Source organism: Rodentibacter caecimuris (assembly GCF_001019715.1).
GTDB classification, from domain to species: Bacteria; Pseudomonadota; Gammaproteobacteria; order Enterobacterales; family Pasteurellaceae; genus Rodentibacter; species Rodentibacter caecimuris.
Genome location: NZ_BBXJ01000001.1, coordinates 2,050,224 through 2,062,271 on the forward strand (window position 1 = coordinate 2,050,224; position 12,048 = coordinate 2,062,271).

Sequence of the window (12,048 nt, forward strand, 5' to 3'; positions counted from 1 at the left end):
AGACTATTTACTAATTAAAAGATAACCACGTCCACGTAAAGTTCTGAACCATGGCAATCCGTCTTCTCTAGAGGGCAATTTTTTACGTAGGTTTGACATATGCATATCAATCGAACGATCAAACGGTGCAAGAGGTTTCCCCAATACACTCATACTTAATTCCTCGCGAGTGATGGGCTTACCTTGAGAACGAATCAGCGCTTCAAGTAATGCAAATTCTGAGGCTGTAAGGAAAAGATCTTGTGTTTTATAGAATACTTGTTGATGACCTGAATGGAGTTTTAGCTCGCGGAAATAAGTCCAACCGCTTTCTTCCGGTTTGCTTTTTACATCTTCTAAATCTTCGGATCTTGTACTTCTACGTAAAATTGCTTTAATGCGGGCAATCAGTTCACGATCATTAAACGGTTTTGGTAAATAGTCGTCTGCACCCAGTTCTAATCCTAATACACGATCAATTTCTTCGCCTCGGGCGGTTAACATCATCACGGGAACATTAGACTGTTGGCGGATACGTTTAAGCGTTTCGATACCGTTTAATACCGGCATCATGACATCTAACAAGATCAGTGAATAATCCTGGTTGAGCTTATCCAATGCCTCTTGCCCGTTATTAGCAACATCAATATCAAAACCCGATAGAGAGAGAACTTCCGCAAGCAAGTCAGTTAATTCGGTATCATCATCAACTAATAAAATCTTTGACATTATTAAACCTTTTTGTATGACTTATTGTTTAGTAAAACAAAAGGAAATTACCAGAATCTCCACCAAGATTTTTTGTTGGTGTCAGCATTACGCTCAATAATCGTGTTGTTTTCATTTTGTGAGGTCACTTCAGGTAATGGTTTATCCAGATTTGTTTCCGTCACAACACCACGTTGGTCAAATTTTACGGTAAAAGTATGTTGTTCCGGGGCTTGGTAGGCGCGTTGTTGTAAAAACACATAATACCAAGTTAAGTTGCTATAAGGATCAATTAAGACAGGCGTTCCGAGTAAATATTGTACTTGTTGAACTGTCATACCCTGTTTAACTTGTGCTACGCTTGCTGCTTCTAAATAGTTGCCTTGTGGCACATCAATACGATAAACGACTTTTTCAACTGTCGAACAAGCAGAAAGGCTAAGAGCCAATACTGTTGCACCAAAAAGAGTTTTGAATTGCATTTTCTTTACCTATTATTCACAATTTTTTTCAAATAATACCCAAAGTTAATTCTCTTGCCAAACTAATTCTTTGATTTTAGGGCTTTTTGTAACTGATCTCTCAAGTTTGGCGGCAACCCTTTAATAACAAGTTCATCGTTCATTGAATCCCAATGAATTCGCGTATTGAGCAAATCCGCATCAAAACTTAATGTAATTCCCTTACCCGAACCGGAGAATTTTGTCAGGGATTTTAATGTGGAACGCACCGGCGGAATACTTTCCTCTAAACCATAATCCTGATTTTCTACAAAGGAAACAAAAGGGTGCTCGCTTAGAGTCGGCAGGGTGGCGGAAAGTTCCGCTAATTCAATTTCTTCGCCGGTGGCAAGTTGCCCTTTACAATAGTCAAAAACTTGTTTTTTTACCGCTTGGGTTTGTTCTTTATTGAGCTCACCCTGTTCACAATAATCACTGACAGCCTGCAATAAGCATTGATTTTGCAGCTGTGGGTTCAATCCTTCTTCTGCGCCTAAGAAATCCATAAAAAAGTCACTGATTTTTCTCCCAACCCGTCCTTTAATAAAAGTTAAATAACGATTGGAATTAGCGTTAATTTGTAAATCGGTTAGGTTCACCCTAGCGGCAATATCAAATTGTGTAATATCAAGATATTCTGTGCGTTGAATATCTAAATGTTCGTCCACCAGCATACTGTGTCGGCTGTCGAGCAAGGCGATAAATAGATAGTCTGTCGCTAAAAAATTATAGTGGCATAGAATGAGTGTGCCGCTGTCGGCAAAACTGTATTTGTTTAATTCGTTAGCGAGAAGTTTAGTTGCATATTGACTAAAGCCCAAAAATTCGATTTCTTGTTCCAACAAACGATTCAAATTCTGTGCAAATACCGAATTTTCTTGGAAGATACCGAAGGCTTTGGCTTTATTTTGATAAGCTTGGTGTAGTTGCAACATCATTTGCTCTACTTCCGGCGTAATTGGTAGGAGTTTCTCACGAAGAATACTTTCCATTTTAGTATTCTCACCGTCAATTTGTTTGATAAGTTGATGTAGCACGATTTGATTCACAGTAATGCTCATTTTATGTCCCTCTTTCAAAAACGTGGCAAATTATAACCGCACTTTCTCTGTATTTCTGCAAGAAAAAAGAAATTATTTATGATCTGTAAAATAATCGGGTATCATAGAGCGAACTCTTTCTTTTATTTTTAATAAAATGGCGCAACATTCTAAATATTCTGATGCACAGCTGAGCGCAATTGTAAATGATATGATTGCCGTACTAGAAAAACATAAGGCTCCGGTGGATTTATCCCTGATTGCACTTGGTAATATGACAAGTAATTTACTCATAACCAGTGTGCCTCAAACGCAGCGGGAAGCCTTAGCACAAGTCTTTTCCAATTCTTTAATTAACGCAGTAAAAAACCCTTAGTATGATTCGATTCAAAAAAGGCATGTTTAGCGGGAAACAGTACCGTGATGAAACCTCACGAAAAATATCGTGGGGGCATTGGTTTGCCTTTTTTAATATCATTATCGCTATATTAATTGGTGCGCGTTACGCTTTTCTAATTGATTGGCCGGACACTCTTGGCGGAAAACTTTACTTTTTCGTTAGTTTGCTCGGGCATTTTAGTTTTAGTGTTTTTGCTATTTATTTATTGGTGATATTCCCGTTAAGTTTTATGGTTAAAAATCACCGCACTTTTCGTGGGTTAACGGTAATTCTGTCCACTATTGGTACAACGCTGTTGTTATTTGATACGGAAGTATTCCATCGTTTCAATTTACACTTATCTTCCGTTGTGTGGAACTTATTGGTGAATCCGGAAAATGGGGAAATATCACGGGATTGGCAAATATTTTTTGCACCTATGCCGGTTATTCTCTTGGTGCAAATGCTGTTTTCCCGTTGGAGTTGGGAAAAACTTCGCAGTTTGGAACGCCAAAAATGGCTGAAATCGGTGGGAATTTTCTTCACTTCGGCCTTTATCGCGACTCATCTTATTTATGCTTGGGCGGATGCTTATTTATATCGCCCAATCACAATGCAACGCGCTAATTTCCCACTTTCTTACCCAATGACGGCTCGCTCGTTTTTAGAAAAACACGGGTTATTGGATGGTGAGCAATATACACAAACATTAGCGAAGGAAGGGCGGCTAGATGCGCTAAAAATTGCTTATCCAAAACATTCTTTGGTTTTCACACCAATGGAACAAAAACCGAATATTTTGCTCATTACGGTTTCGGGATTACGTTATGATTCTGTTTCCATTGAAACAATGCCAAAATTAGCGGAGTTTGCCGCTCATTCGACACAATTCACCAATCATTACAGTAGCGGTAATACGAAAAGTGCCGGTTTGGTGGGGATATTTTACGGTTTGAACGCGAACTATACGGATAGCATTTTAAGTAATCACACCCCATCGGTATTGGTTGAAAAATTACAAGCGGAAAAATATCAATTCGGTTTATTTTCAGCAACGAATTTTAAAGAGAGTTTATTCCGCCAAGCGCTATTCCGCGGTATGAAACTGTCAAAAGGCAAATTCGGAAACGAAAGTGCGGTCAAAAATTTCAATGAATTTATCACAACAAGAAAAGCGAATAACCCTTGGTTTGCTTATCTCGATCTTGATTTAAACATTAGCAATATCTCGGAATACGCGCAGCATTTAATGCGTATGGATAAATTGATTGAGCAAGCATTAATGAATGTTCCATTGGAAAATACAATGGTTATTCTAACCACAGAACATGGTTTAGCTTTCAATGCGTTAAATGAAAAAGAACGGGAGAATTATTTTGGGCGTGATCAAATTCAGGTTCCGTTATTGGTCTATTGGAAAGATTTACCAGTGGGGATCGAAAAAGGCTTGACAAGCCATACGGATTTACTGCCTGCGTTGATGAGAAATGTGTTTAATGTTCAGAATCCTTCCAAGGATTATTCGCAAGGGCATAATTTGTTTGAGCGAAACGGTGACGACTGGGTGCTTGTTTCTAATTATCGTTGGAATGTGTTGGTTCAGCCCGATGGCACGCAATATCATATCGATCGCAAAGGAAACTACAAAAAATTTGACCGCACTTATCAAGAGCAGTCTTCCGAACGTCCGCCTTTAGGTTTGTTCTTGGAAATGTTTAAGCGGGAAAATTCATTTTTTGATAAATAAATGATAACAGCATTTTCATTCTGTTTTCTGATAAAAATGAATAGCTTTTTGGGGTTTAACCCTTTATACTCTCGCCTCAGTTTAAGACTGAAAAGATGTTATTAATGAAAATCCGTGAGTTTTTCATAACATTATTACAATGCTTCTCGCCACGTTTGTCGTGCCTTTCAATTAATACGCTTCTCGTCTTTTTGTCCTCATCCTTTTTATGGAGTTTGTATGAAAAGCCATGTTCGTAGTTTTAAAACTTTTATTCGTGATGAAATCATTAAAAAAGGCGGTTGGGTCAATGCGCACGCTCACGCCGATCGTGCCTTTACGATGACACCGGAAAAAATCGGGATTTATCATAGTAGTAATTTGCAACAAAAATGGGATTTGGTAGATGAGGTAAAACGGACTTCCAGTGTTGATGATTATTACGCACGCTTTTGTCAATCTATTGAATTAATGATTTCTCAGGGGGTAACGGCGTTCGGTACATTTGTTGATATTGATCCGATTTGTGAGGATCGCGCAATTATCGCTGCGCATAAAGCCCGTGAAGTTTATAAACACGATATTATTCTTAAATTTGCGAATCAAACCTTAAAAGGCGTTATTGAACCGACGGCACGGAAATGGTTTGACATTGGTTCGGAAATGGTCGATATGATTGGCGGCTTGCCTTATCGTGATGAATTGGATTATGGGCGTGGACTTGAAGCGATGGATATTTTACTCGATAAAGCCAAATCGCTCGGTATTATGTGCCATGTTCACGTAGATCAGTTTAATAATCCAAGTGAAAAAGAAACCGAACAACTTTGTGATAAAACTATCGAACATGGAATGGAAGGGCGAGTTGTGGGGATTCATGGCATTTCAATTGGCTCTCATTCAAAAGAATATCGTTATAAACTTTACGAAAAAATGCGTAAGGCAAAAATGATGATGATTGCCTGCCCAATGGCATGGATTGATAGTAACCGTAAAGAAGATCTTATGCCGTTTCATAATGCCTTAACCCCCGCAGATGAAATGATCCCGGAAGGTATTACCGTTGCACTGGGAACGGATAATATTTGTGATTATATGGTGCCACTTTGTGAAGGTGATCTATGGCAAGAATTAAGTCTGCTTGCGGCAGGCTGCCGCTTTCCACATCTAGATGCGATGGTTGATATTGCAAGTATGAATGGACGTAAAGTATTGGGATTAGAGCCTATTTGATTGACTTTTTTAACCGGACGGTCATAAATAAAAAGTTTATGATCGTTCTTCATCTTGTTAGATAATGTAAAAATAAGAAAAAAGTATTTAGATAAGTAAATTGGTGGGCGATACCGGTCTCGAACCAGTGACCCCCTCCTTGTAAGGGAGGTGCTCTCCCAACTGAGCTAATCGCCCGATAATATTAAGACTTAAGTCTTATATTTCGGTTTATTTAAACACTTGATTAAGTGGTGGGCGATACCGGTCTCGAACCAGTGACCCCCTCCTTGTAAGGGAGGTGCTCTCCCAACTGAGCTAATCGCCCACATAAGACAGCGTTTAAATAACAGGGAAAGTTTGAGCGGAAAGAATACTTAATCTAAATTAAGTGGTGGGCGATACCGGTCTCGAACCAGTGACCCCCTCCTTGTAAGGGAGGTGCTCTCCCAACTGAGCTAATCGCCCGCTTGGTCAAACTCTACAACACTAAGATACTTTTAAAAGTGGTGGGCGATACCGGTCTCGAACCAGTGACCCCCTCCTTGTAAGGGAGGTGCTCTCCCAACTGAGCTAATCGCCCTTAATGTTGTGGATTGGCATTATAGGGATAATGCATTTTCAGTCAATCATTTTTTATAAAATTTAACTTAATTGTTGTAAAAATAAACATAAAAATGGCTTTTTTATTTAGAACTGTGTCTAGTCGTAGTAGAATAGCGAGTAATTTTTTATTGAATATAGGTTATAAAATGAAATTAGATGCCCCTTTTGATTTAGATCCAAATGTAAAAGTACGCACACGTTTTGCCCCAAGCCCAACAGGCTATTTACACGTAGGCGGTGCACGTACAGCGCTCTATTCTTGGTTATTTGCAAAACATAATCAAGGTGAGTTTGTATTGCGTATTGAAGATACGGATTTAGAACGCTCAACACCGGAAGCAACCGCGGCGATTTTAGAAGGAATGGAATGGCTTAATCTTGCATGGGAACACGGCCCTTATTATCAAACCAAACGTTTTGATCGTTATAACCAAGTGATTGATGAAATGCTTGAGCAGGGCTTGGCTTATCGTTGTTATTGTTCTAAAGAACGTCTGGAAGAGTTGCGCCATACGCAAGAACAAAATAAAGAAAAGCCGCGTTATGATCGTCATTGTTTGCATGATCACAGTCATTCACCAGAGGCGCCTCATGTTGTGCGTTTTAAAAATCCAACAGAAGGTTCGGTCGTATTTGATGATGCGGTACGTGGTCGTATTGAAATCAGCAACAGTGAATTAGATGATTTAATTATTCGCCGCACCGATGGTTCACCGACCTATAATTTCTGTGTAGTGGTGGATGATTGGGATATGGGAATCACTCATGTGATACGTGGTGAGGATCATATTAATAATACTCCACGTCAAATTAACATCTTAAAAGCCCTTGGTGCACCGATTCCAGTGTATGCCCACGTTTCTATGATTAATGGTGATGACGGACAAAAACTTTCTAAACGGCATGGCGCAGTAAGTGTGATGCAATATCGGGATGAAGGTTATCTACCGGAAGCGTTAGTCAATTATCTTGTGCGTTTAGGTTGGGGACATGGTGATCAAGAGATTTTTAGTCGCGAAGAGATGACTAAATATTTTGAATTGGATCATGTGAGTAAATCTGCCAGCGCATTTAATACCGATAAACTTTTATGGTTAAACCATCATTATATTCGTGAGTTACCACCGGAATATGTAGCAAAACATCTCGAATGGCAATATCAAGATCTTGGCATTGATACTACCAATGGACCTGCTTTGGCGGATATTGTTACGATGTTGGCGGATCGTTGTAAAACATTACGGGAAATGGCGCTGGCCAGCCGTTATTTCTTTGAAGAATTTGAGATTTTTGATGAAGCAGCAGTGAAAAAACATTTCAAAGCGGGGGCCGTCGAAGCACTTGAAAAAGTAAAAGAAAAATTGACCGCACTTTCTGCTTGGGATCTACATTCGACTCATGAAGCGATTGAACAAACAGCGACAGAGCTTGAAGTCGGAATGGGGAAAGTCGGTATGCCGTTACGTGTTGCAGTGACAGGTTCAGGACAATCGCCATCAATGGATGTGACTTTAGTAGGAATAGGTCGTGAACGTGTGATTGCGCGTATTCAACGTGCGATTGATTTTATTAAATCTCAAAATGCTTAATATTTAATCGTCTGATTTTTTCGAGACAATTTCATATTGACAGCGGTGGCGGTAAAATTTAAGATACCGCCATCTTTTGGGGATATAGCTCAGTTGGGAGAGCGCTTGAATGGCATTCAAGAGGTCGTCGGTTCGATCCCGATTATCTCCACCAAGTTAATTAATCAGCGTAAATCATAGTAATACAAACGATTTAAAATGCCTTGCCTAGCAAGGCATTTTGGTTTCTAAGTAGTGGATAGTGATTCAAGATAAATCATATAACCGCAAATAATAATTCCTATAGTAGATAAGACAAAAGTATAGCCAAAGATGAAGAAAAGAGTTCAATGACGGCTTGGGCTATTTTTAGATTCTTATAATTCTGCCTATAAGACTTGGTAGTCTCTCTATAAACCCCCTTTCACAACTGAGAGAACACAACTCACAATAGGAAATTTTCCTAGCATTTCTTTATCCCAAGCATGCCAAAACGAGAAGAATTCAGGACATACTAACACAAACCATCAGCAATAAATCAGATAGAGAAAGCCCGGAGAAATTGAGGAAAAAACATTAAAAAAAAAAGGGACTATCCCGATAACCGACAAATTTCTCATTTAAGATAAAATATTCTAATGAGAAAAATCGCCTAAATCAGCATAAACAACGTAAACTCATCAAGCTATTGTGAACTCGTGAATGTAAAAAAATACCTCCACATTTTATTTCCATCGTTTACATTCGCCCGCCAGCTTATGATGATAAATTTTTTGTTAGATTGTACTTAACTTAAAACAATAGTAAAACATTAATCTGTTTATTTTTTACTCATCACAAGGTGTTTTTTTAATCTCTTTCGCCTGTTTATTTTTTTTCCTCACAAAATGTTTGATTTCTATACTTATATTTGATATAAATTTGCCCGAAAGGCTGCCAGCCAGCCTTTTGTATACAAAAGGGCGGATCTTTTTCGCAAGAAAAAGATCCGCCCTTTTGTATACAAAAGGGCGGATCTTTTTCTTGCGAAAAAGATCCAAGACTGGATGTTCAAAATTTTAAATATTAAAAGGTATTTCGAAATGAAAAATTCTAAACTAGTTAAATTTAGCTTAACGCTTGTGTGTGCTGCTATCTTATCTGCCTGTGGGTCAAGTGGTGGCTCAGATAATTCAGCCGCTGAAGCAGAAGCTAAAGCTAAAGCTGAACAAGCCCAACAAGCAGAAGCTGCAAAAAAAGCTGCTGAAGAGGCTGCAAAAAAAGCTGCTGAAGAAGCTGAGAATAAAGTTAAAAACTCAGCTGTCTTTGGTCACAAATTAGTTAAGAAAACAGATTCTAATTTCATTCTTAACATTGAAGGCGAAAATAGAGCTGCAAAATCTTCTGAATCTACTGGTCGTTCAGATACTATGGATGTTAAATTACACCCAAGCCTAGATACAGTTGTTGTATCTATTCCTTTAGATGAAAACGGTAACCCAGTCAAAGGTGCACCAATCGGTTATGTAGAAGATTTTGATTTCCGTGGTAACACAAACAACACTACTGGTGAATTTACTTTAGGTCACATCTATAAAACTGCTAACGGTGCAACAACAAGTGGTCAAGTTCGTGGTGTTGAAACAGATACTAAAACAGCAACCGCAGGAACTGATACTGGTTCAGCTTTAGTTTACCAAGATGGTCGTACAAACTACATCCCAACTGATGATGCGGTAAAAGGTTCTAACTCTGAAGTTGTAGCTAGAAATGATTTCCGTGATCGCACAGATACAGTGGCTGAAGTTTATGGTCACAGAACTTTTGTTGATGGAGATTCATTAACAGGTACAGAAGCTGGTGAAACTACATTAGCAAACGCTCCATTCTTAGCTAAAGATAAAAATAATGCTTATGCGTATAAAGATGGTAAACTTAACCATGTTCAATACGGTCGCGTAACATCAAGATTAGATGATGTTGAGTTAGCACAAGTTAAAACAGGTGTGAATGCGGGCGAAAACGGTACTAAAGTAGTTAGCTATGGTGAGTACAATGAAAAAGGTACTGAGAACAGCTACTTCTATCGCGGTACAGATGAAAGAAACGGCGTAGTTTACAACGCTAACTTAACTAGTGATCTAGCTAAAGTTTATCATGGTGCGGATAAAGCATCAGGTGAGTTGAACTACCAAGGTCATGCTGTAACTTACGGCTTTACACACGTAGCACCAAATGCAAACAAACCTGATGTAAGCAAAGTACCTAATGCTATCGGTGCAAATCCAGAATTTGATTTACCTCAATTAGTGAGTGGTACTCACGTTTCAGCTAAAATTGATTTAGCAACTAAAGGTGTAACTGGTCAATTATATGACGTGTGGTCTGTTGACAATGTTAAATCTAACCAACAAATCGCAAACTTTACCGGTACTTTAGTAAATAACGGTTCTATCACTGGTTCTTCTACCCGTACTTTAGATAACGCTGCCGGTACATTTAACGGTAACTTATTCGGCAAACAAGCTGAAGAGTTAGGTGGTGCGTTAGCAAGTAAAGCAACTGACTCAGAAAACAGCTGGGGTGCGGTATTCGGTGCTAAAGTTCAAGAAACTCCATATCAAGCACCTGAACAAGGTAAAACCTCTGTATGGGGTGTTAAAACTGACGGTAATAACTAATTTAGGTTAATTGATAGTTCTTATGTAAAAGCAGCTCTTAATATGGGCTGCTTTTGTTTTATATTTAATGTTTTACCCTAAATTAAATAATTTTTTGAAAGAATACTATAGGATATTTTATATGAAAAAATCAACCTTATTTATTTTAACCCTTTGTAGTGTATCTTCTATTACCTACGCAAATAATTTTCATGAAAGAGATCCTGAACAAACAAAAATTAAGACAACAAGTGATTTAGATATTAATACTCTCCAAACAGATTTATTAAGACAGGAAAAATTATCAACTGAAGTAGAGAAAAATACAAATAAACAAGAATATCTACGTTATACGGGAAGACAACTTGTTGAAAATCCTGAAATCTTAGAAAAGCTTATTGTAGATGCATTAGTAACACCCAATAAATCTATATTGCCCGGATATATTAAGTTATACAGAAATGTACCAAATGCGGATCAGTCTTTAATTGATTGGGCTAATGCTATTTTATTGAGAGACTCCGACTTAAATAAATCAATAGATGTTTATAGAAAATTAATTTCTCACTTTCCTGATAATCATTTTATTCGTTATCAATTAGCAGAAACATTATTTTATAATCAAGAATTTGAAGCCGCTAAATCTCAATTTGAAAAATTAAGAGTAATCAAAACGATTAGTCCAAAGGATATTGAAGTTTTTGATAGATTTATTAATGCGATAAATAATAAAGAAGAATGGAATTTCTCTTTTGGCGCAACTTTCTTAAACGATAAAAATTTAGCTAATTCAGCCAAAGAAGGAACGGAAGTCATTTTACCAAATGGTGCGACCGTTGTTTACAATACGAAAAGACAGAGCGGACAAGGGATAATGTCTTGGTTCTCCGCCAATAAGCAATGGAATATCAATAGCGGAAAATATATCGCCTTTGAATCCAGTTTTTCTAATAAATATTACTGGGATAATAAATCTTATAACGACTTAAATGCTTATGTTGGTTTAGGCATTGGTTATTCTGACGCAAGATTTAATATTCAATTAACACCATATACCAGTAAACGTTGGTATGCTGGAGGACTTAATTATGGTGGTTCATTAAAACGCTATTCAAGCACCTATGGAGCAAATCTGTCAACGAGTTATTGGTTGACGCAAAAGCTAAAATATTCATTTAGCTATAATTATGGTTATGATACATATGATCGAGATGTTTACGATAACCAGTATAGAGGCAGTTCTCATTTTTTAACAAATTCTATTATGTATCTTCCCAGCACGACACAATTTTGGTCTTTAGCGATAGATTTATCGGATAAAGAGGCGAAAGATCGTACAAATGCCTATAAACGTATAGGAACTCGTTTAACTTGGGGAAAAGAATGGCCTTTAGGCATCGCTACTTCTGCAACTTTAGGTTTAGGAAAACGTAATTATAAAGAAATAAGCTTCTTTGGTAGTAAACAGAAAGATAAAGAATATTCTGCATCCGTTACGTTATGGCATAAAGCCGTACATTTTGCCGGTTTTACACCTCGATTAACCTATACTTATACCAAAACAGATAGTAATATTCCTATTTATAGTTACTATAAAAACCAACTTCTATTTGATGTTAGTAAAAGTTTCTAAAAACCGTTTTTTAAGATTATTTACAATAATATAGGGGTATAATTAACCCTATATTATT

At 37.7% G+C, this 12,048-nt stretch carries 9 protein-coding genes and 5 tRNA genes; 7 read left to right on the forward strand and 7 right to left on the reverse strand.

Annotated features, from left to right (window positions below; genetic code table 11):
• Nucleotides 1-3: 3 nt before the first annotated feature.
• The 3 genes from PNEUHYL_RS10185 to yejK all read right to left on the reverse strand — a co-directional run bounded on the left by PNEUHYL_RS10185 (nt 4) and on the right by yejK (nt 2,248).
• Nucleotides 4-708, reverse strand: coding sequence for a response regulator (locus PNEUHYL_RS10185; protein WP_059367901.1), 705 nt, complete (start codon nt 706-708; stop codon nt 4-6).
• 47 nt (nt 709-755) lie between these two features.
• On the reverse strand, nt 756-1,169 hold the full coding sequence (bamE, locus tag PNEUHYL_RS10190) for an outer membrane protein assembly factor BamE (RefSeq protein WP_059367903.1): 414 nt from the start codon (nt 1,167-1,169) through the stop codon (nt 756-758).
• Between the two features lie 62 nt (nt 1,170-1,231).
• A complete protein-coding gene (gene yejK / locus PNEUHYL_RS10195; RefSeq protein WP_059367904.1) occupies nt 1,232-2,248 on the reverse strand; it encodes a nucleoid-associated protein YejK in 1,017 nt (338 codons plus the stop codon).
• Between the two features lie 136 nt (nt 2,249-2,384).
• Here yejK and PNEUHYL_RS10200 point away from each other — a divergent pair, with 136 nt between their 5' ends.
• From PNEUHYL_RS10200 to PNEUHYL_RS10210, 3 genes are all read left to right on the forward strand, one after another.
• The gene (locus PNEUHYL_RS10200; protein WP_059367908.1) at nt 2,385-2,603 is read left to right on the forward strand and encodes a YejL family protein; all 219 of its coding nucleotides are present in this window, start codon (nt 2,385-2,387) and stop codon (nt 2,601-2,603) included.
• 1 nt (nt 2,604) lies between these two features.
• On the forward strand, nt 2,605-4,353 hold the full coding sequence (locus PNEUHYL_RS10205; protein WP_059367914.1) for a DUF3413 domain-containing protein: 1,749 nt from the start codon (nt 2,605-2,607) through the stop codon (nt 4,351-4,353).
• A gap of 219 nt (nt 4,354-4,572) precedes the next feature.
• Complete coding sequence (locus PNEUHYL_RS10210; protein WP_059367915.1) at nt 4,573-5,565, forward strand: amidohydrolase family protein; 993 nt, start codon at nt 4,573-4,575, stop codon at nt 5,563-5,565.
• A 101-nt stretch (nt 5,566-5,666) separates the two neighbouring features.
• Here PNEUHYL_RS10210 and PNEUHYL_RS10215 read toward each other — a convergent pair.
• The 4 genes from PNEUHYL_RS10215 to PNEUHYL_RS10230 all read right to left on the reverse strand — a co-directional run bounded on the left by PNEUHYL_RS10215 (nt 5,667) and on the right by PNEUHYL_RS10230 (nt 6,127).
• Nucleotides 5,667-5,742: transfer RNA gene (locus PNEUHYL_RS10215), tRNA-Val, on the reverse strand.
• Between the two features lie 54 nt (nt 5,743-5,796).
• A tRNA-Val gene (locus PNEUHYL_RS10220) sits at nt 5,797-5,872 on the reverse strand.
• Nucleotides 5,873-5,936: 64 nt separating this feature from the next.
• Nucleotides 5,937-6,012 (reverse strand) — tRNA-Val (locus PNEUHYL_RS10225).
• A 39-nt stretch (nt 6,013-6,051) separates the two neighbouring features.
• A tRNA-Val gene (locus PNEUHYL_RS10230) sits at nt 6,052-6,127 on the reverse strand.
• Between the two features lie 169 nt (nt 6,128-6,296).
• Between PNEUHYL_RS10230 and gltX the strand changes: the two genes are divergently transcribed.
• From gltX to PNEUHYL_RS10250, 4 genes are all read left to right on the forward strand, one after another.
• Nucleotides 6,297-7,739, forward strand: a complete 1,443-nt coding sequence (gltX, locus tag PNEUHYL_RS10235; RefSeq protein WP_059367919.1) for a glutamate--tRNA ligase — start codon at nt 6,297-6,299, stop codon at nt 7,737-7,739.
• A 78-nt stretch (nt 7,740-7,817) separates the two neighbouring features.
• Nucleotides 7,818-7,893: transfer RNA gene (locus PNEUHYL_RS10240), tRNA-Ala, on the forward strand.
• Between the two features lie 907 nt (nt 7,894-8,800).
• The gene (locus PNEUHYL_RS10245; protein WP_059367923.1) at nt 8,801-10,378 is read left to right on the forward strand and encodes a transferrin-binding protein-like solute binding protein; all 1,578 of its coding nucleotides are present in this window, start codon (nt 8,801-8,803) and stop codon (nt 10,376-10,378) included.
• Between the two features lie 121 nt (nt 10,379-10,499).
• Entirely contained in the window at nt 10,500-11,990 is a 1,491-nt protein-coding gene (locus tag PNEUHYL_RS10250; protein ID WP_059367925.1) for a surface lipoprotein assembly modifier, read from the forward strand.
• Nucleotides 11,991-12,048 lie beyond the last annotated feature (58 nt).